Below are 22,594 nucleotides of genomic sequence, written 5' to 3' on the forward strand. Positions count from 1 at the left end.
CCATGATTGATTCGCCCCGCGTATGTGTCCATGTACAAAGCGTCTATGTTGAATCGCAATCCTCACCGGATGAAGAACGTTTTGTCTTTGCTTACACCGTGACCATTCGCAACCTGGGGCGGATGCCTGTGCAGCTGCTTGGGCGTTACTGGCTTATTACTAACGGCAATGGCCGTGAAATCGAAGTACAGGGTGAAGGTGTGGTCGGTGAGCAGCCCCACATCGATCCTGGAGAAGAGTTCCAATATACCAGCGGCGCGGTTATTGAAACGCCAATGGGTACCATGCAAGGCCATTATGAAATGGTCGACGTCGATGGCAATAGTTTCCGCGTTGCCATTCCTGTGTTCCGTCTCGCCGTTACAACACTCATTCATTAATCTAATGTCTACATATCTGATTGGCGACGTTCACGGTTGCTACGATGAACTGATCGCATTATTAAAGCAGGTCGACTTTACGCCAGGACAGGACACGCTCTGGCTGACGGGCGATTTAGTCGCGCGTGGCCCCGGCTCTCTTGAAGTACTACGTTTCGTCAAATCGCTGGGCGACAGCGTACGCATGGTCCTGGGCAATCACGATCTGCATCTGCTGGCGGTTTTCGCCGGGATCAGCCGTAACAAACCTAAAGATCGCCTCACCCCACTGCTGGATGCGCCGGACGCCGACGAGCTGATCAACTGGCTGCGCCGTCAGCCACTTCTGCAGATCGACGAAGAGAAAAAGCTGGTCATGGCGCATGCCGGGATTACCCCGCAGTGGGATCTTGAGACGGCGAAAACCTGCGCGCGTGACGTAGAGGCGGTGTTGGCGAGCGACTCGTATCCTTTCTTCCTTGATGCCATGTATGGCGATATGCCAAACCACTGGAGCGAGGAGCTCAGCGGTCTGGCTCGTCTGCGCTTTATCACCAACGCCTTCACCCGCATGCGTTTCTGCTTTCCGAACGGACAGCTGGACATGTATTCCAAAGAGACACCGGAAAGCGCGCCCGCCCCGCTCAAACCGTGGTTTGCCATTCCGGGGCCGGTGACAAGCGAGTACAGCGTGGTATTTGGTCACTGGGCTGCACTGGAAGGAAAAGGGACACCGGAAGGGATCTACGGTCTTGATACCGGATGCTGCTGGGGCGGGGAGTTAACCTGCTTACGCTGGGAAGATAAAGCTTACTTTATTCAGCCGTCCAACCGACAGCTGGACTTAGGAGAAGGCGAGGCCGTTGCCTCCTGATACATTATTCCCTCTCCCGGGCGGGAGAGGGAAAATCACTTAACGACGTTCCAGAATCTCGAAGCAGTAGCTGTGGGAGTTCTGTGCATCCGCGTCGTGGAATTCGCTGAATACCGACTCCCACTCATCCGGATCGTAGTCCGGGAAATGGGTATCCCCTTCCACTTCAGCATCAATGTGGGTCAGATACAGCTTCTGCGCTTTTGGGAGGAACTGCTCATACACACGCCCGCCACCAATCACCATAATCTCTTCGGCATTGCCGCACGCTGCAATCGCCTCGTCTACTGATTTTACCCATTCGACGCGATCGTCAGTGCCTGGCTGGCTACTGATAACGATATTCTTACGACCCGGCAATGGACGACCAATCGACTCCCAGGTCAGGCGGCCCATCACTACCGGCTTGTTTAACGTAGTACGTTTAAACCATGCGAGATCGGCAGGCAGGTTCCACGGCATGGCATTTTCCATACCGATAACGCGGTCCACCGCCAGCGCTGCAATCAGACTGATCATTGAAAATTTCCCGGATGCAAAAAATTGCCGCCACTATACGGAAAGCTTAATCTTTCGTCGACTGGCGGCAGGGTAAAGATAAAGAAATTTTTTAATATTGCTGGCAACTCCACTTCACGCGGAAGGTTTACTCTCGGGCTCGTCAGACGGATCCCCGGTATGCTTGCCCTCTTCCGTGCCTTGCCAGCCATGACGCTGGATCAGTGACAGGTGATTACGATCCTCGTTAATGATTTCCGTCAGCATCGCGCTGGTGCGTTTAAACACTGCTGCACGCTCCGTAGCCGTGCTGCCGGCCATCGCCGCCATCTCTTCCACCATCTCGGTATTAAAGCGGCGGAACAGGTCCGCACGCTCGCGCGCTTCATACGCGCCGAGCCCCAGATTTTCCAGCGCCGTACGGCCAGATTTCAGCGCACCTTCGAACGTTTCACGCTCCGGTGCTTCTACACCCGCCTGTCGCAGCCGGATATAGTGATCGACATCGCGCGCGCGGGAGATAATCGTCAGCGACGGGAAATGCTCTTTAACCAGTTCCACCATCTGCATGCTGGTCTCTGGATCGTCAATGGCGTTAATCAACACCTCGGCTTTTGCCGCCCCCGCGGATTCCAGCAGATCGACGCGGGTCGCATCTCCGTAAAAGACTTTCATATCAAATTTACGCAGGGTATCGACATGGTCGGGGTCGTGATCGAGGATGACCATTTTCACCCCGCTCGACAACAGTAAACGCCCCACGATCTGCCCATAGCGGCCAAATCCGGCGATGATGACGCGCGGCTGCTCCTCGTCGATTTCATCGGCTTCGCGCTCCTGTTCGCTGCCCGATTTTTCAAGGCGTGTCAGCAGCACCAGCAGAACAGGCGTCGCTGCCATCGACAGTGCCACCGCCAGCGTCAGCGCTTTCGCCCACTCCGGATCGAGTACGTTTGCCATCTGCGCTGCGCCAAAGACCACGAACGCAAATTCGCTCCCCTGCCCCAGCAGCACGGCAAACCAGCGACGCTGACGGGTCGGCACATTCAGTGGACGTGCAATCAGCCACAGCATCACCATTTTAATGACCAGGAAGCCGACAAGCAGGATGACAATCCGCAGCGGATGCGTCACCAGCGTGCCGAAGTCAACGGACATCCCGACACCGATGAAAAACAGCCCCAGCAGCAACCCTTTGAACGGCTCGATATCGCTTTCCAGCGCGTGGCGGTATTCAGAGCTCGCCAGCAGAACGCCTGCGAGGAACGCCCCCATCGCCATTGAAAGCCCGGCCTCTTCCAGCAGCAGACCAAAGCCAAACACCAGGAATAGCGCCACGGCGCTGAACACTTCGCGCAGGCCTGAGCGGGCAACAAACCGCAGTAGCGGACGGGTAACGTAGCGTCCAAGCAGAACCACCAGAGCCAGCGCGCCCGCTACCTTCAGCGCGGACAGCGCAAAAGCGCCCAGCGTCGTCGAGGAACCACTTGCCGCCAGCAGCGGGATCATCGCCACCAGCGGGATAGCGGCAATGTCCTGAAACAGCAGCACGGAGAACGCACTGCGTCCCATCTGCGAGACCGTCAGATTTCGCTCGTTCATCGCCTGCATGGCAATGGCCGTTGAGGAGAGCGCCAGCGTCATGCCGATAAGCTCAGCGACTTTCCAGTCCATTCCCAACAGGATACAGAACCCACCCAGCAGCAGGCCGCAGGCAACCATTTGCAACGCACCACCGCCAAATACCGAGGCGCGAAGCTTCCACAAGCGCTGCGGATCGAGTTCCAGACCAATCACAAAGAGCATCAGCACAACGCCAATTTCGGCGAAATGAAGAATCGCCTCGGCATCCGTGACCAGGCGAAGGCCCCATGGCCCGATGACGCAGCCAGCAATCAGATAACCGAGAACAGAGCCCAGCCCCAGGCGTACCGCAACGGGTACAATCAGCGCCGCCGCGCCGAGGTAAATCAGCGCCTGTATTAGCGTATGGCTATCCATGGTGCGTCTCCTGCCACTCGAGTAAGCGTTGTTTATAATGGCGAGCCTGCGCCTGCAGCGTTTCATCGTCGCAGACAAACGTACAGTGCATAGCAAAAGGCGGGAGCCAGTTCAGACCACAATAGAGCGCGGTTGCCTGCAGCGGCTGCGCCAGGACGTCAAACCCCGGGAAGGAACCAATATCAAAGTGGCTTTCCCCTCCGCCGGTGGTGACCGCCCACATCAGGCTTTTACCCTTTAGCGCATTGCCATTGTGGCCATACGCCCAGCCGTGGGAGAAGACTTTATCAATCCACAGTTTCAGCAGCGGAGGCGTGCTGTACCACTGCATGGGATGCTGCCAGATAATCAGATCGGCGCGGGAAAGTGCCTCCTGTTCGGCGGCGATATCAATATTAAAATCGGGATAGAGTTGATAGAGGGAACGTATCTCTACGTTATCAAGCGTCCTTACCTGCTCAAGCATCCGCTTATTCGCATGCGAGTGCTGCGGATAAGGATGGGCATAAATTATCAGAATCATTGATTAGCCTGTTATTACTGCTTTCTTTTAACAAAAGAGTGTAGTCAGTAATTCAACAGGCTAATAGTGAATATTATTGACGGGCTTACGTCAGAATTCTGAATTAGTTATCCAGCTCGCCCATGGATTTCACCTGGTCGCGGTTAATCTGCTCGGTTTGACCGGTCTCGGCATTTTTGTAGGACACCAGTCCGGTATCGTCATCCACCTGCGGTTTGCCGTCGGTGACGATGGTGCGGCCGTCTGTGGTTTTAACTGCCTGATTAGACGAACAGCCCGCAACGGTAAACATTGCAGTGGCAGCCAGAACGGAAGCAATCAGTAATTTATTTTGCATGGTGTTTTCCCCTGCTCTCAGTTGAATTTCGTTATCGACCTAACCATTTTAGGCTAACTGACTGAATGCGGATGGAAAACCAGAAGGTTCTGAAGGTGGGGATAATGCCCGGCAATCGTTGATTGCCGGGCATTAAGGCTTACTTGTTAATCTGTGCGTGCATTTCCTGCACCGAAATCACCTTCTCGGTCGCGTCCGCGTTCAGCGCCATGGCTGTAGCGAAACCGCCGTTCAGGGTGGTGTCGTAGTGCACTTTGTACTGCAGCGCGCTGCGGCGAATCAGCTTGGAGTCTTCAATCGCCTGGCGGCCCGCAGTGGTGTTGATAATGTAGGTGTATTCGCCATTCTTGATACGATCCTGAATGTGCGGACGACCTTCATGCACCTTGTTCACCAGACGCGGGTTGATACCGGCTTCACCCAGCACAATTGCCGTACCGTGGGTCGCATCCAGCTCGAAGCCCTGTTTCAGCAGCTTGGCCGCCAGGTCAACCACGCGTTCTTTGTCGCCTTCACGAACGGAGAGCAGCGCACGGCCTGATTTTTTCATGGTGGAGCTACTGCCCAGCTGCGCCTTCGCGAACGCTTCAGCAAAGGTGCGGCCCACGCCCATCACTTCCCCGGTAGAGCGCATTTCTGGCCCCAGCAGCGGGTCAACGCCCGGGAATTTGTTGAACGGCAGCACCACTTCTTTCACCGAGTAGTACGGTGGGATGATCTCTTTGGTTACGCCCTGCTGAGCCAGCGTCTGGCCTGCCATCACGCGCGCCGCCACTTTCGCCAGCGGGACGCCGGTGGCTTTGGAGACGAACGGGACGGTACGCGCCGCGCGCGGGTTCACTTCAATCAGGTAGACTTCGTTGTCTTTCACCGCAAACTGCACGTTCATCAGACCGCGAACCTGCAGCTCGAAGGCCAGCTTCTGCACCTGCTGGCGCATCACATCCTGTATTTCCTGGCTCAGGGTGTACGCTGGCAGAGAACAGGCGGAGTCACCGGAGTGCACGCCCGCCTGCTCGATATGCTCCATGATGCCGCCAATCAGCACCATTTCGCCGTCGCAGATGGCGTCAACGTCCACTTCTACCGCATCGTCAAGGAAGCGGTCGAGCAGCACTGGCGCATCGTTGGAGACGCTGACAGCAGTCTGGAAGTAGCGGCGCAGGTCGGCTTCGTCGTAGACGATTTCCATCGCGCGGCCGCCCAGTACGTACGATGGACGCACCACCAGCGGGTAGCCGATATCCTTCGCTTTCTCTACAGCCATCTCAATGGCGGTGACGGTGGCGTTTGCCGGTTGTTTCAGCTTCAGACGGTCAACCGCCTGCTGGAAACGCTCGCGGTCTTCTGCACGGTCAATCGCATCCGGGCTGGTACCGATAACCGGCACACCTGCCGCTTCCAGCGCGCGCGCCAGCTTCAGCGGGGTCTGGCCGCCGTACTGCACGATAACGCCTTTTGGCTTCTCGATGCGCACGATTTCCAGCACATCTTCCAGCGTTACCGGCTCGAAGTAGAGACGGTCGGAGGTATCGTAGTCAGTAGACACGGTTTCCGGGTTACAGTTGACCATGATGGTCTCGTAACCGTCTTCGCGCAGCGCCAGTGAAGCGTGTACGCAGCAGTAGTCGAACTCGATGCCCTGGCCGATACGGTTTGGACCGCCGCCCAGCACCATAATCTTGTCGCGGTCGACGGACGGGTTCGCTTCGCACTCGTCTTCATAGGTGGAGTACATGTACGCGGTATCGGTAGAGAACTCTGCCGCACAGGTGTCCACGCGCTTGTAAACCGGGTGCAGGTCATACTGGTCGCGCAGCTTGCGGATTTCCGCTTCACGCACGCCCGCCAGTTTTGCCAGACGCGCATCGGCGAAGCCTTTACGCTTCAGCACGCGCAGGAAGTCAGCATCCAGGCCGGTAATGCCCAGTTCCGCCACCTGTTCTTCCAGACGTACCAGCTCTTCAATCTGCACCAGGAACCAGCGGTCAATGTTGGTCAGGTTGAACACGCCGTCCACGGACAGGCCAGCACGGAAGGCATCAGCGATGTACCAGATACGCTCGGCGCCCGCGTCTTTCAGCTCACGGCGGATTTTGGTCAGTGCTTCCGGGTCGTCCAGGCTTACTTTCGGGTCGAAACCGGTCGCGCCGACTTCCAGACCGCGCAGCGCTTTCTGCAGGGATTCCTGCTGCGTGCGGCCAATCGCCATCACTTCACCGACAGATTTCATCTGGGTGGTCAGACGGTCGTTCGCGCCTGCGAATTTCTCGAAGTTGAAGCGTGGAATTTTCGTCACAACGTAGTCGATGGACGGCTCGAAGGACGCAGGGGTGCGGCCACCGGTGATGTCGTTCATCAGCTCGTCAAGGGTGTAACCCACCGCCAGTTTCGCCGCCACTTTGGCAATCGGGAAGCCGGTCGCTTTGGAGGCCAGCGCAGAAGAACGGGACACGCGCGGGTTCATTTCGATAACAATCAGACGACCGGTTTTCGGGTTCACGGAGAACTGCACGTTAGAGCCGCCGGTTTCCACGCCGATTTCACGCAGTACCGCCATCGAGGCGTTACGCATGATTTGATACTCTTTGTCGGTCAGCGTTTGCGCTGGCGCAACGGTGATGGAGTCGCCGGTGTGGATCCCCATCGCATCGAAGTTTTCGATGGAGCAGACGATGATGCAGTTGTCGTTTTTATCACGCACCACTTCCATCTCGTACTCTTTCCAGCCAATCAGCGATTCATCAATCAGCAGCTCTTTGGTTGGGGAGAGATCCAGACCGCGTTCGCAAATCTCTTCGAACTCTTCGCGGTTGTAGGCGATACCGCCGCCGGTTCCGCCCATGGTGAACGATGGACGGATAATGCACGGATAGCCCACGTCAGCCGCGACGGCCAGCGCTTCTTCCATGTTGTGTGCGATACCGGAACGCGCGGTGTCGAGGCCGATTTTCTTCATTGCCACGTCGAAGCGGCGACGGTCTTCTGCTTTATCAATCGCGTCGGCTGTCGCGCCAATCATGGTCACGCCGAACTCGGCCAGCACGCCCTGACGTTCCAGCTCCAGCGCGCAGTTCAGCGCAGTCTGGCCGCCCATGGTTGGCAGCACCGCGTCCGGGCGCTCTTTTTCGATGATTTTGCGCACGACTTCCCAGTGAATCGGCTCGATGTAGGTTGCATCAGCCATTTCCGGGTCGGTCATGATGGTTGCCGGGTTAGAGTTGACCAGGATAACGCGGTAACCCTCTTCGCGCAGGGCTTTACACGCCTGCGCACCGGAGTAGTCGAATTCGCAGGCCTGGCCGATGACGATCGGGCCAGCGCCAAGGATCAGGATGCTTTTTATGTCTGTACGTTTTGGCATTGTCTTCTCGGCTCCTGATTATTTAGCGGTCTTACGGTATTGCTCGATAAGTTCGATGAAGTGATCGAACAGCGGCGCGGCATCGTGTGGGCCCGGGCTGGCTTCCGGGTGTCCCTGGAAGCTGAATGCTGGCTTATCGGTGCGATGAATCCCCTGCAGGGTGCCATCAAACAGTGATTTATGCGTGACGCGCAGGTTCGCCGGCATGGACGCTTCGTCCACCGCGAAACCGTGGTTCTGCGCGGTAATCATCACCGTGTTGTTGTCGATGTCTTTCACCGGATGGTTACCACCGTGGTGACCGAATTTCATCTTAACGGTGTTCGCACCGCTCGCCAGAGCCAGCAGCTGATGGCCGAGGCAGATGCCGAATACCGGAATGTCGGTTTCCAGGAAGGACTTGATGGCATCGATGGCGTAGTCACATGGAGCCGGGTCGCCTGGGCCGTTAGAGAGGAAGATGCCGTCCGGGTTCATCTTCAGTACGTCTTCGGCAGAGGTCTGCGCTGGCACCACCGTCAGGCGGCAGCCGCGGTCGACCAGCATGCGCAGGATGTTGCGCTTGGCGCCGAAATCATAAGCCACCACGTGGAACGGCAGCTCGCTCTCTTTTTTCGCTTCCGGCAGGTCGCCTTCCAGCGTCCAGCTCCCCTGCGTCCAGCTATAAGCTTCAGCGGTGGTCACTTCTTTCGCCAGGTCCATGCCGTTAAGGCCCGGGAAGGCTTTCGCTTTTTCCAGCGCCAGGGTCGCATCGAGGTTATCACCCGCGATGATGCAGCCGTTTTGTGCACCCTTCTCGCGCAGCAGACGCGTTAACTTACGGGTATCGATATCTGCAATCGCCACGATGTTATGGCGCTTCAGGTAGGAAGACAGGTCTTCGGTGTTACGGAAGTTGCTGGCAATCAGAGGCAGGTCGCGAATGACCAGACCTTGCGCATGTACCTGAGAAGATTCTTCGTCAGCAGCGTTGGTGCCGACATTGCCGATATGAGGATAAGTAAGAGTAACGATTTGGCGAGAATAGGAAGGATCAGTGAGGATTTCTTGATAACCGGTCATTGAAGTATTGAAAACGACTTCCCCAACCGCCGAACCTGTTGCCCCTATGGCCCGACCGATAAACTGGGTTCCGTCTTCCAGAACCAATAGCGCTGACTTAATCAAAACACCCTCCAGAGAATATTCACTCACTTTATTTGCATATTAATTCACAACAACGTTATGAGCAACGCAAATTTGCTGCCGGCGGATTTTCGGCAAACGGCGGCATTCTGGGGATTTGGTAGGTGAAAGTCAACTGAAAACGGATATTTTGTTTAGTCTTTTGCAGGCCTGGCGAGAGGAATGCAACTTAAGCGACAAAAAGATCAGGTAAATCACTGCGGAAAACGCTTGCGTGCCTGGTTTTATGAAAATCGTGGCAGTGAAACATAATAAAGTGGACCAAATGGTCAAAATTTACATTTCAGCAACGAAAAAACAGGGGAATACCAATGTTTTTAAAGCTCATACCCATAAAAACTAATGAGATATATAAAATAAAAGGGCAATAAAATATTGCCCTATGCAATCAATCAATTACGACTGCAATAACCACATCACGATGGGTAATAATGCTTACAAATTGTTGAGATCAAGCACGTCTCGCATATCAAAAAGACCATCTTCCTTGTTTTTCAGCCACAAAGCGGAACGTACGGCGCCGTTGGCGAAGGTCATTCGGCTGGAGGCTTTATGCGTGATTTCGACACGTTCACCAATATCGGCGAACATCGCCGTATGTTCGCCGACGATGTCACCCGCTCGCACGGTTGCGAAACCAATGGTGCCTGGCACACGTTCGCCGGTGTGACCTTCGCGGGTATAGACCGAGCAGTCTTTTAAATCTTTATCAAGTGCATGAGCAATCGCTTCGCCCATCGCCAGCGCCGTACCAGATGGCGCATCAACTTTATAGCGATGGTGGGCTTCTACGATCTCAATGTCGGTATAGTTGCCCATCACCTTCGCTGCCTTCTCCAGCAGCTTCAGCATGACGTTAACGCCCACGCTAAAGTTTGCAGCGAAGACAATCGCAATCTCTTTTGATGCATCCTGGATAGCCTGCTTACCCGCGTCGTCAAAACCGGTGGTGCCGATCACCATCCCCTTGCCGTGCTGACGGCAAAACGCCAGATGCGTGAGCGTTCCTTCCGGACGAGTAAAATCGATGAACACATCGAAGTCGTCTTTTACCGCATCCAGACTGCTTTGTACGGTGACGCCAGTCTTTCCCGCGCCCGCCAGTTCACCTGCATCGGTCCCCAGGAGCGATGAACCTTCACGCTCCAGCGCCGCGCCAAGTGCTACGCCATCCATCTGAAGTGCCGCCTGAATAAGCTGACGGCCCATACGTCCACCCGCGCCCGCAATAGCGACGCGGATCTGTGCATCATGCATAGTTATTCTCTTACGTTAATATGATGTAAACCGTTTTCAGATTAACCAGCCTTTAGAAGCACTGCCAACTGAAAACACCGATAATTAGAATTTAACGTGAAACCGACTTAAATATCAGTAAAAGACATGATTTTGTCGTCACGATAAAGTAACGGATAAAAAAAAGGCCAGCACAGGAGGTGCTGGCCTTTCATCAGAAAAGGGACTATTCGACTTCGCGGGCATCAATTCGCAGTTCTTTCGGGACTTCGAAAACGATGTTCTCTTCACGTCCTTCCAGCGGCACCGCTTCGCCACCGCCCAGCTCCTGCAGACGGGTAATGACGTTCTGTACCAGAATATCCGGCGCGGAAGCTCCTGCCGTCACGCCCACGCAGGCTGCGTTTTTAACCCACGCTTCCTGAATATCCGACGCGTCATCAATCAGGAAAGCCGTTTTCCCCATGCGTTGTGCCAGTTCAGCCAGACGGTTGGAGTTAGACGAGTTTTTTGAACCCACCACCAGCACCACATCCGCCTGTTCAGCCAGGGCACGCACCGCTTCCTGACGGTTAGTGGTCGCGTAGCAGATGTCATCCTTACGCGGACCGACGATTTTCGGGAAGCGCTGACGCAGAGCGTCAATCACGTCCGAGGTATCGTCTACGGAGAGCGTTGTCTGGGTCATAAACGACAGGCGGGATTCATTCTTCACGTTCAGCGTCAGAACGTCTTCTGGCGACTCAACCAGGTACATGCCCCCTTCCGGGTTGCTGTACTGGCCCATGGTGCCTTCGACTTCCGGATGCCCGGCATGGCCAATCAGAATCGACTCTTCACCGCGCCGGCTGGCGCGCGCCACTTCCATATGCACTTTCGTCACTAATGGACAAGTGGCATCGAATACCGTCAAATCGCGGCTTTTCGCTTCGTTCCGTACCGCCTGCGAGACGCCGTGCGCGGAGAAGATCAGGATCGCACCGTCCGGCACTTCGCTGATTTGCTCAATAAAGATGGCGCCGCGCTCGCGCAGACTGTCGACCACGTAACGGTTATGCACCACTTCGTGACGCACATAAATCGGCGCGCCGTAAATTTCCAGCGCGTTTTCAACAATGCTGATAGCGCGGTCTACACCGGCGCAGAAGCCGCGCGGGTTAGCCAACAGGATCTGCATTTCAGGCCTCCAGTGCTGGGTCAATCTCCAGCACTTCAACATCAAAATGAACGGTACGCCCGGCAAGCGGATGGTTGAAGTCAACGGTAATAGAGTCGCCGTTGATTTCACGGATCACGCCAGGCATTTCGCTGCCGTCCATAGCGGTAAAGAGCATAATCGCCCCAATTTCCGGTTCCCCCGCATCCATAAACTCGCGGCGCGAGAAATACTGGATCAGGTCCGGGCTTGGCACGCCAAACGCTGCATCCGGCTCCAGCGAAAAGGCTTTTTTCTCACCCTCTTTCAGACCCAGAAGCTGCTGCTCAAGACCTTCAGACAGGGAAGTATCGCCAAGACGAAACAGGGCCGGTTTGCCGTTGTTGCGGGTGGATTCGGCCGTGGAGCCGTCATCCAGCTTCAGCGTGAAGTGAACGAGAACCGCGCTATTGCTCTGTACGGATTTAGACATACACATTGCTCTTTAATGTTGTCTCGCCTGTGTGCCGGGTGGCGCTTCGCTTACCCGGCCTACAAGTGTCGGCATATTCGGTAGGCCGGGATGGCTATGCGCCACCCGGCATTGATGCTTACGCCTGCTCTTTCGCCGCCGGTTTAGGCAAGAAGCCTTCCAGCACGATTAATGCCGCACCGATGCAAATTGCGCTATCGGCGAGGTTAAAGGTCGCGAAGTGCCAGTCGCCGACGTAGAAGTCGATCATATCGACCACAAAGCCGTGCCACAGGCGGTCAAACAGGTTGCCCAGCGCGCCGCCAATGATCAGCGCGTAGGCAATGTTATTCAGCTTTTGCGTCGCCTTCGAGCGGTACATCAGCACTGCCAGGATCACGCAGATACCGAGAGCGATACCCGCAAAGAACCAGCGCTGCCAGCCACCGCTGTCGGCAAGGAAACTGAACGCCGCGCCGTAGTTACGTGCATAGTGCAGGTTAAGCGACGGGAACAGCGGGACCGTATCCCCCAGAGCAAAATTCTGGAGGATCAGGAACTTACTGCCCAGATCGATAATCAGCACTACCACAACCAGCCACAGCCAGCGCAGTCCTGTTGAACAGAGAGTTTTACTCATCAGGCAAACTTACGTTTTTCGCCGTCACCGGCGACGTTGCTTACACAGCGTCCGCAGATGTCTGCGTGTTCCGCCACCTGACCGACATCGGTAGTGTAATGCCAGCAGCGCGGGCATTTCTCACCGTCGGCTTTGCTCAGCGCGACTTTCAGTCCTTTGAGCAGCTCGCTCTGCTGAGCATCAGCAGAAGCATCCGCATAATCCTCAACTTTCGCGCCGGAGGTCAACAGGACAAATCGTAATTCATCGCCGAGCGCCGTCAGCTTAGCCGCCAGCTCCGGTTCTGCGTACAGGGTCACTGCCGCTTCCAGAGAGCCACCCACTTTCTTGTCAGCACGCGCCTGCTCGATAACCTTGTTCACTTCACCACGCACTTTCAGCAGCTCGTCCCAGAAGGCATCGTTCATCGCTTCGGTGCTGGAGAGATCGAACAGACCTTCGTACCACTCGCCGGTGAAGACATACTTCTCACGGTCGCCCGGCAGATAGCCCCAGATTTCATCCGCGGTGAAGGACATGATCGGCGCCATCCAGCGCACCAGCGCTTCTGCGATGTGGAACAGCGCGGTCTGACAGCTACGACGCGCTACGCTGTCCGCTTTCGCGGTGTACTGGCGGTCTTTGATGATGTCGAGGTAGAACGAGCCCATCTCGATGGAGCAGAAGCGCATCAGGCGCTGTACCACTTCATGGAAGTCGTAAGACTCATAGGCCTTCAGGATATCGTCCTGCGCCGCTTTCGCGCAGCCTACCGCCCAGCGGTCCAGCACCACCATCTCTTCCGGTTTCACCATGTCTTTTACCGGATCAAACCCGTTCAGGTTCGCCAGCAGGAAGCGCGCGGTGTTACGGATACGACGATAGCTGTCGGCAGCACGTTTCAGGATCTCGTCTGACACCGCCATTTCGCCGGTGTAATCGGTAGAAGCCACCCACAGACGCAGAATGTCTGCGCCCAGCTTGTTCATCACATCCTGCGGAGAAACGGTGTTACCGATAGATTTGGACATCTTGCGGCCCTGACCATCCACGGTGAAGCCGTGAGTCAGAACCTGACGGTAAGGCGCTTTACCCTTCATGGCGGTGGAGATCATCAGGGATGACATGAACCAGCCACGGTGTTGGTCAGAACCTTCCAGATACATATCGGCAGCATGACCCGCAAACTCAGGACGCACATCCACTACGGAAGAGTGGGTTGAACCGGAGTCGAACCATACGTCCAGGGTATCGGGTACTTTTTCGTAGTTATCAGCATCAGCGCCCAGGATGTCGCGGGAGTCGAGATCCCACCACGCCTGAATACCGTCAACTTCAACACGCTTAGCGACTTCTTCCATCAGTTCCAGCGTGTTCGGGTGCAGTTCCTGCGTCTCTTTATGCACGAACAGAGACATCGGTACGCCCCAGGTACGCTGACGGGAGATACACCAGTCAGGACGGTTAGCGACCATGGATTCGATACGCGCCTGGCCCCAGTCCGGGATCCACTGCACGCCTTTGATCTCTTTCAGAGACTGCGCACGCAGGCCTTTCTGATCCATGCTGACGAACCACTGCGGGGTCGCACGGAAGATGATCGGGGTCTTATGACGCCAGCAGCACGGATAGCTGTGCTGCATTTTTTCTACGTGCAGCAGCGCGCCGCTGGTGCGCAGCATGTCGACGATGATGTCGTTGGCTTTAAAGACGTTGATACCGTCCAGCGCCGGGTAGGTGCCAGGCAGGTAAGATCCGTCCGGCCCCACCGGGTTAGCGATTTCCAGACCGTACTTCAGGCTGATGTTGTAGTCGTCCGGACCGTGGCCACCGGCGGTATGTACCGCACCGGTACCCGCTTCCAGCGTCACGTGGTCGCCCAGGATCGCCGGAACATCGAAGTCCAGGAACGGGTGTTTGAAGCGCATCAGCTCCAGCGCATCGCCTTTTACGGTGCCCAGCACGGTGTAATCCGCGATGTGCGCGCGTTTCAGCACGCTTTCAACCAGATCTTTCGCCAGGATTACTGCCTGACCGTCAACCTGTACCAGCGCATATTCAAACTCACCGGACAGAGAGATCGCACGGTTGGCTGGCAGCGTCCACGGAGTAGTGGTCCAGATAACCAGAGAGATCGGGCCGTTAACGGAGGAGACGCCAAATTTGGCTTTCACCGCGTCCTGATCCACCGCCTGGAACGCCACATCGATAGACGGAGAGGTTTTGTCGTAATACTCCACTTCCGCTTCTGCCAGCGCAGAGCGGCAGTCTACGCACCAGTGCACCGGCTTAGCGCCTTTATGCAGGTGGCCGTTGCCGATGATTTTCCCCAGCGCACGGATGATGTTGGCTTCGGTTTTGAAGTCCATGGTCAGATACGGGTGCGACCAGTCGCCCAGCACGCCCAGGCGGATGAAGTCAGCGCGCTGACCGTCAACCTGCGTCGCGGCGTATTCGCGGCATTTCGCACGGAACTCGGCGGCGGTGAATTTCTCACCCGGCTTGCCAAACTCTTGCTCAACTTTGAGTTCGATTGGCAGACCGTGGCAGTCCCAGCCCGGAACGTAAGGCGAGTCATATCCCGTGAGGCCTTTTGACTTCACGATAATGTCTTTCAGAATCTTGTTAACCGAGTGACCAATATGAATGCTGCCATTCGCATATGGAGGGCCATCATGCAGAATGAAGGTTTTTTTGCCTTTTTTGGCTGCACGAATGATGCCGTACAGGTCATCATCGGTCCAACGCGCCAGCATTCCCGGTTCGCGCTTGGCGAGATCGCCGCGCATCGGGAACCCTGTTTCCGGCAAATTCAGGGTTGATTTATAGTCACTCATCAGATTCTCGGTTCCGTATTTATCACGTAGGCAGTTAAGCCGGGTTCAAAGCCCAAAAAACTCGCGGGCCGTCAATTCATCTCGCGCAATTTGCGCTTTGAGTTCGTCCAGCGAACCAAATCGCTGTTCATTGCGTATTTTTTTACGCAGTATCACATCTATATGGCGACCATAAAGGTCCATTACAACGTCCAGCAGGTGCACTTCTAACTGTTGACGTACACCGGCGACGGTAGGACGTGTGCCAATGTTGGCGACACCGTAGAACGGTTTATCGCCCAGTCCTGCCACTTCTACCGCATAGACCCCTTTAACCGGGGAAACCTGACGACGTAGCGGTATATTCGCCGTCGGGAAACCAATAGTGCGTCCGAGCGCATCACCGTGGACCACGCGACCTGAAATAGTGAATGGATGCCCCAGCAGGTTTTCTGCCGTATCCAGTTCATCATTGGCCAGCGCCTGACGTACCGCCGTGCTACTGACGCGAACGCCGCCTTCACAGAAGGTCATCGCACTGGTGACGTCAAAGCCGTACTCCAGACCAGCCTTCTGTAATAGCAAGAAATCGCCCTGACGACCAGCGCCAAAGCGGAAATCATCCCCTACGGCAAGAAACTGTACGCCAAGACGATTGACCAGCAGGTCGCTGACAAAATTTTGTGCTGTCAGCGCGGCAAAGCGACGATCAAAACGCAGGCACAAGACGTAGTCCACACCGGACTCAGCCAGATAGCGCAACTTCTCGCGCAGGCGGGTGAGGCGGGCAGGCGATTTATCGCCGGCAAACAGCTCCAGCGGCTGAGGCTCGAAAATCATCACTACAACGGGCAGGCCACGGGCCTCCCCTTCTTTACGCAATCCCTGCAACAGCGCCTGATGACCACGATGCACGCCGTCGAAATTACCAATGGTCAGCACGCACCCGTGCGGTGCTCTGCTGAGATTATGTATGCCGCGTATCAGCTTCATGTCTGGCTCAAAACAGTGAAAATCGCCAAAGTATACCCTGTACAGCGGTTAAGGTTAACCGGCGATTGTTCGCACAAAACAGAAAGCCGTAATGATTTCATCAGGCTGACCTTTCACAGCGAAAAAATCTGCTCGTAAACTGCGATTTTTATGCCGAAAGGCTGTATTCAGGGAAGACAAGCTGGTAGAATCCTGCGCCATCACTACGTAACGTAGCGTCGCTAATTAACGGCGCTTATTTGCACAAATCCATTGACAAAAGAAGGCAAAGAGGGCATATTCCTCGGCCTTTGAATTGTCCACATAGATCATATTTGGGAGTTGGACTTGGCTAATATCAAATCAGCTAAGAAACGTGCCGTTCAGTCTGAAAAGGCTCGTAAGCACAACGCAAGCCGTCGCTCTATGATGCGTACTTTCATCAAGAAAGTATACGCAGCAATCGAAGCAGGCGACAAAGCTGCAGCGCAGAACGCATTTAACGAAATGCAACCAATCGTGGATCGTCAGGCTGCTAAAGGTCTGATCCACAAAAACAAAGCAGCGCGTCATAAAGCAAACCTGACCGCGCAGATCAACAAACTGGCTTAATCGCTACTTGTTGTTGCTTGTTTAAAGAACCCGCTTAACGCGGGTTTTTTTATGCCTTCAGATTGCTGGTGGAGTAAACAGCGCCGAGTAGTCACGGTTACAGATTCGCTGCACCGCCGGGTGTTGAATCATCCTTTCGGCAAATATGGCGTGATACTCCTCCATCACATTATCCACTCTGCCTATCTCCGTAATCTTGTCGTCCGAATAGAGATCGTGCGCATACAGCGTCGGCGCAACGAAGATCGCATTGTGCGCTTCGCCAAAGGCTTTCATCAGCGCCGCGTCGTCGAACTCACCGAGGATTTCAACGTTTAGCCCCTGTGAGTTAAACCAGTTCAACAGCTTGCGTCCCAGCATGGAACGCCTTCCCGGCACCAGCAGGCGACGCTCTTCAAGGCACGCGGGGAACGGTTTTTCCGGCGGCGGGTTAATACACCAGAAGCTTACGCCGCATTCACCAATTTTCACCGAGAACAGGCCTTCCTGCTGCGTGGAGTCGATCGGACAATCCGAGATAATCATGTCCAGCTTGTGCTGGCTCAGCTGTTCCAGCAGCATCTCGTGGGTGGATTCAAAGCACCGCAGGTGGATTTGCTCATCTTCGACCACGGCCGCATCCAGCACGCCGCTCACCAGCCGTTTGGACAGCGCATCCGCCACGCCGACATCAAAGAGCAGGTTCGACTCTTTGCGGTAGTTGACGATATCCAGCATCTCCTGGCTCAGGGTGAACATCTTATCCGCATAGCGAAAAACCAGCTCACCCAGTTCACTGGGTTCAATCCCACGCCCCTTACGCTTGAACAGCTTGCCCTGCAGACGTTCTTCCAGCGCCTTGATTTGCCCGGTGATGGTTTGCGGCGTCAGGTAAAGCGCCTCTGCCGCCCCGACCACCGAGCCCTGTTTGTAGACGTGCCAGAAGTAGTAAAGATGGTTGTAATTCAAATGAGACATCGCGTCTTCTCTCCCTGAGTATGTATCGGGAGAAGGCTCGCCTCCTCCCTGTGTTCCGTTATGCCTGGACGGCCTGTCCGGACAATTTCACCTTCAACAAGGTATAACCGATCACCGCGGCCAGTAATGACCCGATGAGAATGCCGAGTTTAGCCCAGACGATAAGCTCAGGCGCATGCGCACCAAACGCCAGCGTCGAGATAAAGATCGACATCGTAAACCCGATTCCACACAGCACGCCGACGGCCATAATCTGCGTAAACGTGGTGCCATGGGGCAATGACGCCAGCTTCAGCTTCGTTGCCAGCCAGCAGAAGAGGCTAATGCCCAGCGGCTTGCCGATAAACAGCCCAGCAATAATGCCCAGCGGCAGCACGGACGTCAGCCCGTCCAGCGTCACGCCGCCGAGGGAAACGCCCGCGTTGGCAAACGCAAAAAGCGGCAGGATCATAAAGGCGACCCACGGGTGCAGCACATGTTCCAGCTGTTTGGCAGGCGACTTGCCCTCCTGCGGCTTAAGCGGCACGAAGAAGCCCACAATCACACCTGCCAGCGTGGCATGCACGCCCGATTTCAGCACCGCGGTCCACAACACCATCCCCACGAGGATGTAGATACCGATGCGGCGAACATTAAAGATGTTCAGCAGCGCCAGTACCGCAATCGCGCCTGCGGCCACGCTCAGAGACAGGATCGACAGGTCGCTGGTGTAGAACAGCGCGATAATCACAATGGCGCCCAGGTCATCGATGATCGCCAGCGCCATCAGGAAGATTTTCAGGGCAACCGGCACGCGGCTTCCCAGCAATGCCAGCACCCCGAGCGCAAAAGCGATATCCGTCGCAGCCGGGATCGCCCACCCGTGACGAGCAATAGGATCCTGCCAGGTGAATGCCAGGAAGAGCAGCGCCGGAACGACCATCCCACCGAGCGCGGCAATCACCGGAAACGCCGCACGCTGGCGGCTGGCAAGCGAGCCCAGTACCAGCTCACGCTTAACCTCAAGCCCGACCAGCAGGAAGAACACTGCCATGAGCGCATCGTTGATCCACAGCAGCATGTTCTTATTGATTTCCAGCGCCCCAACCTTCAGCTCGACGGGCGTTTCCAGAAAAGCATGATACAGATCGCGGGTAAAACCGACGTTTGCCAGCACCATCGCGGCCGCAGCGGCAATAATCAGGATCACGCCACCGGATGCTTCACTGCTAAAAAAACGGTGTAGTAATTTCACTTTAATTCTCTCTGTAACAACAATACCTCGATAAAACCATAATACCAAGCCATATAGCTCGGCAAAAACAGATTAATATTGAGTATAGATTCAGTTTTACCGAGCAATACCCACAAATAGAAAAAGCCCGGAATCACTTCCGGGCTTTTGCGAATCGAAACCTGCTAACAGATTAACGGGTCAAATCATCGAAGAATTTTTTGACGCCATCGAAGAAGCTTTTGGAGCGCGGGCTGTTTTTCTCACCCGTCGGGCCGCCAAAACTCTCCTGCAACTCTTTCAGCAGCTGTTTCTGCTTGTCGTTCAGGCCAACCGGCGTTTCCACGACGACGCGGCACAGCAGGTCGCCCTGCGCACCACCGCGAACGGATTTAACGCCTTTCCCGCGCATGCGGAACAGCTTACCGGTCTGGGTTTCGCCCGGGATCTTCAGATTGACGCGGCCATCCAGCGTCGGGACTTCGATTTCGCCACCGAGTGCCGCCATCGCGAAGTTGATCGGCACTTCACAGTACAGGTTGTTCCCTTCGCGCTCGAAGATAGCATGCTGTTTCACCTGCACCTGAACGTACAAATCGCCTGCCGGTGCGCCGTGTTCGCCGGCCTCGCCTTCGCCAGCCAGACGGATGCGGTCGCCCGTATCCACGCCAGCCGGGATTTTAACGGACAGGGTCTTGGTTTTCTCAACGCGACCGTGACCGTGGCATTTGGTGCACGGATCTTTAATCAGCGTACCGCGACCGTGACAGTGAGGACAGGCCTGCTGTACCGCGAAGAAGCCCTGGCGCATCTGTACCTGACCAGAACCGTGACAGGTTGGACAGGTCTGCGGCTGGGTGCCCGCTTTCGCGCCGCTGCCGTGGCAAACGTCACACTCTTCCAGCGTCGGAATGCGGATCTCTTTGGTGACACCGCGAACGGCCTCTTCCAGCGACAGCTCCATGTTATAGCGCAGGTCCGCGCCGCGCGCTGCGCGTTGACGACCACGGCCACCGCCGAAGATATCGCCAAACACATCGCCAAAGATATCGCTAAAGTCAGCGCCGCCGCCAAAGCCGCCGCCGCCAAATCCACCGCCGCCCATGCCGCCCTGTTCAAAGGCTGCGTGACCGTACTGGTCATAGGCTGCACGTTTTTGTGCATCGGTCAGGACTTCGTAGGCTTCTTTGATCTCTTTAAATTTAGCTTCAGCCTCTTTGTCACCCTGGTTACGGTCCGGGTGGAATTTCATGGCCAGGCGCTTATACGCCTTTTTGATTTCACGCTCTTCCGCAGTTTTCGGAACGCCTAAAATCTCGTAATAGTCTTGCTTTGCCATTGGTTTTTTTAAGCCCCTTAACATGCGAGCACGGGCGTGGAGAGTTCTCCTACGCCCGTGCCGATTAATTACCCTGCATCAGGGCGATTATTTTTTATCTTTAACTTCTTCGAACTCAGCGTCGACAACGTCGTCGTCTTTCGCGTTGTTCGCTGACGCGTCAGCGCCCGCCTGCTGTTGAGCGTGCTGCTGCTGAGCGATTTCCATCAGCTTCTGGGAAGCCTGCGCCAGCTCCTGCATCTTCGCTTCGATATCCGCTTTGTCTTCGCCTTTCAGAGACGTTTCCAGCGCGTTCAGTGCAGCTTCGATAGCAGTCTTGTCTTCCGCTGGCAGTTTATCGCCTGCTTCTTCAACCTGCTTACGGGTGCTGTGCAGCAGATGGTCACCCTGGTTACGGGTCTGAACCAGCTCTTCGAACTTACGGTCGGATTCAGCGTTAGCTTCTGCATCGCGAACCATTTTTTCGATTTCCGCTTCGTTCAGGCCAGAAGATGCCTTGATGGTGATCTTCTGCTCTTTACCGCTGTTTTTGTCTTTCGCAGACACGTGCAGGATACCGTCAGCATCGATATCGAAGGTTACTTCGATCTGCGGCATGCCGCGCGGTGCCGGGTTAATACCGTCCAGGTTGAACTGACCCAGAGATTTGTTATCCGCCGCACGCTTACGCTCACCCTGAATCACATGGATGGTTACCGCAGACTGGTTGTCTTCAGCGGTAGAGAACACCTGGCTGTGCTTCGTCGGGATGGTGGTGTTTTTGTTGATGAGCGCAGTCATCACACCGCCCATGGTTTCGATACCCAGAGACAGCGGGGTAACGTCCAGCAGCAGTACGTCTTTCACTTCACCGGTCAGTACGCCACCCTGAACCGCAGCACCGATAGCAACCGCTTCGTCCGGGTTAACGTCTTTACGTGGCTCTTTACCGAAGAACTCAGCCACTTTCTTCTGAACCATTGGCATACGCGTCTGACCACCAACCAGGATAACGTCCTGGATGTCAGAGACGGACAGACCAGCGTCCTGCAGGGCAACTTTCAGCGGCTCGATAGAACGGTTTACCAGGTCTTCTACCAGGCTTTCCAGTTTCGCACGGGTCACTTTGATGTTCATGTGTTTAGGACCGGTCGCGTCTGCAGTGATGTACGGCAGGTTCACGTCGGTCTGCTGAGCGGAAGACAGTTCGATCTTCGCTTTCTCAGCGGCTTCTTTCAGGCGCTGCATGGCCAGCGGGTCGTTACGCAGGTCAATGCCCTGATCTTTCTTGAACTCGTCAACGAGGTAGTTGATCAGACGGGTATCGAAGTCTTCACCACCCAGGTGGGTATCGCCGTTGGTTGCCAGAACTTCGAAGGTTTTTTCGCCGTCAACTTCGTCGATTTCGATAATTGAGATATCGAAGGTACCACCACCGAGGTCGTAAACCGCGATAGTGCGGTTGCCCACTTCTTTATCCAGACCGTAAGCCAGTGCAGCAGCGGTAGGTTCGTTGATGATACGTTTTACTTCCAGACCTGCGATACGGCCAGCATCTTTAGTAGCCTGACGCTGAGCATCGTTGAAGTATGCAGGAACGGTGATAACAGCTTCAGTTACCGGTTCACCCAGGTAATCTTCAGCGGTTTTCTTCATTTTTTTCAGCACTTCAGCAGAAATCTGCGGTGGTGCAGTTTTGGTGCCTTTCACATCAAGCCATGCATCGCCGTTATCTGCCGCGATGATTTTGTAAGGCATGATAGAAACGTCACGCTGAACTTCTTCGTCCTGGAAGCGGCGGCCGATCAGGCGTTTAATCGCAAACAGGGTGTTTTGCGGGTTTGTCACTGCCTGACGTTTAGCCGGCTGACCAACCAGAGTTTCACCATCCTGGGTATAAGCAATGATAGAAGGCGTGGTGCGATCGCCCTCGGCGTTCTCCAGCACGCGTGCAGTAGTGCCATCCATAATCGCTACACAAGAGTTGGTAGTACCCAGGTCGATACCAATAATTTTACCCATCTAAACGTCTCCACTAAAAATTCAGTCAACATGTGGTTGTGTACCTGTAATAAGGGCAGAACGTGCTTTTTCAACTGCCCA

The 22,594-nt window shown here is 55.3% G+C and carries 19 protein-coding genes; 3 read left to right on the forward strand and 16 right to left on the reverse strand.

All coding sequences use genetic code 11. The features are described from left to right. Positions 1 to 2: 2 nt before the first annotated feature. Entirely contained in the window at positions 3 to 380 is a 378-nt protein-coding gene (gene apaG, locus PYW49_RS15930; RefSeq protein ID WP_134349623.1) for a Co2+/Mg2+ efflux protein ApaG, read from the forward strand. Positions 381 to 384: 4 nt separating this feature from the next. Continuing rightward, positions 385 to 1,233: a bis(5'-nucleosyl)-tetraphosphatase (symmetrical) ApaH gene (apaH, locus tag PYW49_RS15935; protein ID WP_134349622.1), complete on the forward strand. Its 849-nt coding sequence runs from the start codon at positions 385 to 387 to the stop codon at positions 1,231 to 1,233. A gap of 39 nt (positions 1,234 to 1,272) precedes the next feature. On the opposite strand, the gene folA is transcribed toward apaH, so the two are convergent. The 12 genes from folA to ribF form a co-directional block, all read right to left on the reverse strand. Beyond that, positions 1,273 to 1,752 (reverse strand): type 3 dihydrofolate reductase, encoded by a 480-nt coding sequence (gene folA, locus PYW49_RS15940; RefSeq protein ID WP_008502023.1) that lies wholly within the window; start codon positions 1,750 to 1,752, stop codon positions 1,273 to 1,275. Positions 1,753 to 1,866: 114 nt separating this feature from the next. After that, a complete protein-coding gene (gene kefC / locus PYW49_RS15945) occupies positions 1,867 to 3,732 on the reverse strand; it encodes a glutathione-regulated potassium-efflux system protein KefC (RefSeq protein ID WP_320386940.1) in 1,866 nt (621 codons plus the stop codon). Beyond that, a complete protein-coding gene (kefF, locus tag PYW49_RS15950; protein WP_023310358.1) occupies positions 3,725 to 4,255 on the reverse strand; it encodes a glutathione-regulated potassium-efflux system oxidoreductase KefF in 531 nt (176 codons plus the stop codon). Before kefF ends, kefC begins: the two co-directional genes overlap by 8 nt. A gap of 103 nt (positions 4,256 to 4,358) precedes the next feature. Beyond that, entirely contained in the window at positions 4,359 to 4,592 is a 234-nt protein-coding gene (locus PYW49_RS15955) for a YgdI/YgdR family lipoprotein (protein ID WP_010427047.1), read from the reverse strand. 139 nt (positions 4,593 to 4,731) lie between these two features. Then, on the reverse strand, positions 4,732 to 7,956 hold the full coding sequence (gene carB, locus PYW49_RS15960) for a carbamoyl-phosphate synthase large subunit (protein ID WP_134349620.1): 3,225 nt from the start codon (positions 7,954 to 7,956) through the stop codon (positions 4,732 to 4,734). Positions 7,957 to 7,974: 18 nt separating this feature from the next. After that, on the reverse strand, positions 7,975 to 9,123 hold the full coding sequence (gene carA, locus PYW49_RS15965) for a glutamine-hydrolyzing carbamoyl-phosphate synthase small subunit (RefSeq protein WP_109845591.1): 1,149 nt from the start codon (positions 9,121 to 9,123) through the stop codon (positions 7,975 to 7,977). A 453-nt stretch (positions 9,124 to 9,576) separates the two neighbouring features. Next, positions 9,577 to 10,398, reverse strand: a complete 822-nt coding sequence (dapB, locus tag PYW49_RS15970; protein WP_320386941.1) for a 4-hydroxy-tetrahydrodipicolinate reductase — start codon at positions 10,396 to 10,398, stop codon at positions 9,577 to 9,579. A gap of 205 nt (positions 10,399 to 10,603) precedes the next feature. Beyond that, positions 10,604 to 11,554: a 4-hydroxy-3-methylbut-2-enyl diphosphate reductase gene (gene ispH / locus PYW49_RS15975; protein ID WP_320386942.1), complete on the reverse strand. Its 951-nt coding sequence runs from the start codon at positions 11,552 to 11,554 to the stop codon at positions 10,604 to 10,606. Between the two features lies 1 nt (position 11,555). Continuing rightward, positions 11,556 to 12,005, reverse strand: coding sequence for an FKBP-type peptidyl-prolyl cis-trans isomerase (fkpB, locus tag PYW49_RS15980; RefSeq protein ID WP_003856450.1), 450 nt, complete (start codon positions 12,003 to 12,005; stop codon positions 11,556 to 11,558). A gap of 118 nt (positions 12,006 to 12,123) precedes the next feature. Then, positions 12,124 to 12,624, reverse strand: coding sequence for a signal peptidase II (lspA, locus tag PYW49_RS15985; RefSeq protein WP_047346316.1), 501 nt, complete (start codon positions 12,622 to 12,624; stop codon positions 12,124 to 12,126). Then, on the reverse strand, positions 12,624 to 15,440 hold the full coding sequence (ileS, locus tag PYW49_RS15990) for an isoleucine--tRNA ligase (RefSeq protein WP_320386943.1): 2,817 nt from the start codon (positions 15,438 to 15,440) through the stop codon (positions 12,624 to 12,626). Before ileS ends, lspA begins: the two co-directional genes overlap by 1 nt. A 45-nt stretch (positions 15,441 to 15,485) precedes the next feature. Beyond that, positions 15,486 to 16,412: a bifunctional riboflavin kinase/FAD synthetase gene (gene ribF / locus PYW49_RS15995; RefSeq protein WP_134349616.1), complete on the reverse strand. Its 927-nt coding sequence runs from the start codon at positions 16,410 to 16,412 to the stop codon at positions 15,486 to 15,488. 327 nt (positions 16,413 to 16,739) lie between these two features. Between ribF and rpsT the strand changes: the two genes are divergently transcribed. Further along, a complete protein-coding gene (rpsT, locus tag PYW49_RS16005) occupies positions 16,740 to 17,003 on the forward strand; it encodes a 30S ribosomal protein S20 (RefSeq protein ID WP_003856458.1) in 264 nt (87 codons plus the stop codon). A 57-nt stretch (positions 17,004 to 17,060) separates the two neighbouring features. Here the strand turns inward: rpsT and nhaR are convergent, their stop codons facing one another. From nhaR to dnaK, 4 genes are all read right to left on the reverse strand, one after another. Then, positions 17,061 to 17,960, reverse strand: a complete 900-nt coding sequence (gene nhaR, locus PYW49_RS16010) for a transcriptional activator NhaR (RefSeq protein WP_003856462.1) — start codon at positions 17,958 to 17,960, stop codon at positions 17,061 to 17,063. 58 nt (positions 17,961 to 18,018) lie between these two features. Next, positions 18,019 to 19,194 (reverse strand): Na+/H+ antiporter NhaA, encoded by a 1,176-nt coding sequence (gene nhaA / locus PYW49_RS16015; protein ID WP_134349615.1) that lies wholly within the window; start codon positions 19,192 to 19,194, stop codon positions 18,019 to 18,021. 172 nt (positions 19,195 to 19,366) lie between these two features. Continuing rightward, on the reverse strand, positions 19,367 to 20,512 hold the full coding sequence (dnaJ, locus tag PYW49_RS16020) for a molecular chaperone DnaJ (RefSeq protein WP_059312605.1): 1,146 nt from the start codon (positions 20,510 to 20,512) through the stop codon (positions 19,367 to 19,369). A gap of 87 nt (positions 20,513 to 20,599) precedes the next feature. Then, a complete protein-coding gene (gene dnaK / locus PYW49_RS16025; protein ID WP_134349613.1) occupies positions 20,600 to 22,513 on the reverse strand; it encodes a molecular chaperone DnaK in 1,914 nt (637 codons plus the stop codon). Positions 22,514 to 22,594 lie beyond the last annotated feature (81 nt).

The organism is Enterobacter chinensis (assembly GCF_034008295.1).
GTDB classification, from domain to species: Bacteria; Pseudomonadota; Gammaproteobacteria; order Enterobacterales; family Enterobacteriaceae; genus Enterobacter; species Enterobacter chinensis.

Bases quoted from the DNA above. Each gene is read 5' to 3' on its own strand.
- apaG (WP_134349623.1), top strand. From the start codon at position 3: ATGATTGATTCGCCCCGCGTATGTGTCCATGTACAAAGCGTCTATGTT.
- apaH (WP_134349622.1), top strand. From the start codon at position 385: ATGTCTACATATCTGATTGGCGACGTTCACGGTTGCTACGATGAACTG.
- folA (WP_008502023.1), bottom strand. From the start codon at position 1,752: ATGATCAGTCTGATTGCAGCGCTGGCGGTGGACCGCGTTATCGGTATG.
- kefC (WP_320386940.1), bottom strand. From the start codon at position 3,732: ATGGATAGCCATACGCTAATACAGGCGCTGATTTACCTCGGCGCGGCG.
- kefF (WP_023310358.1), bottom strand. From the start codon at position 4,255: ATGATTCTGATAATTTATGCCCATCCTTATCCGCAGCACTCGCATGCG.
- PYW49_RS15955 (WP_010427047.1), bottom strand. From the start codon at position 4,592: ATGCAAAATAAATTACTGATTGCTTCCGTTCTGGCTGCCACTGCAATG.
- carB (WP_134349620.1), bottom strand. From the start codon at position 7,956: ATGCCAAAACGTACAGACATAAAAAGCATCCTGATCCTTGGCGCTGGC.
- dapB (WP_320386941.1), bottom strand. From the start codon at position 10,398: ATGCATGATGCACAGATCCGCGTCGCTATTGCGGGCGCGGGTGGACGT.
- ispH (WP_320386942.1), bottom strand. From the start codon at position 11,554: ATGCAGATCCTGTTGGCTAACCCGCGCGGCTTCTGCGCCGGTGTAGAC.
- fkpB (WP_003856450.1), bottom strand. From the start codon at position 12,005: ATGTCTAAATCCGTACAGAGCAATAGCGCGGTTCTCGTTCACTTCACG.
- lspA (WP_047346316.1), bottom strand. From the start codon at position 12,624: ATGAGTAAAACTCTCTGTTCAACAGGACTGCGCTGGCTGTGGCTGGTT.
- ileS (WP_320386943.1), bottom strand. From the start codon at position 15,440: ATGAGTGACTATAAATCAACCCTGAATTTGCCGGAAACAGGGTTCCCG.
- ribF (WP_134349616.1), bottom strand. From the start codon at position 16,412: ATGAAGCTGATACGCGGCATACATAATCTCAGCAGAGCACCGCACGGG.
- nhaR (WP_003856462.1), bottom strand. From the start codon at position 17,960: ATGTCTCATTTGAATTACAACCATCTTTACTACTTCTGGCACGTCTAC.
- dnaJ (WP_059312605.1), bottom strand. From the start codon at position 20,512: ATGGCAAAGCAAGACTATTACGAGATTTTAGGCGTTCCGAAAACTGCG.
- dnaK (WP_134349613.1), bottom strand. From the start codon at position 22,513: ATGGGTAAAATTATTGGTATCGACCTGGGTACTACCAACTCTTGTGTA.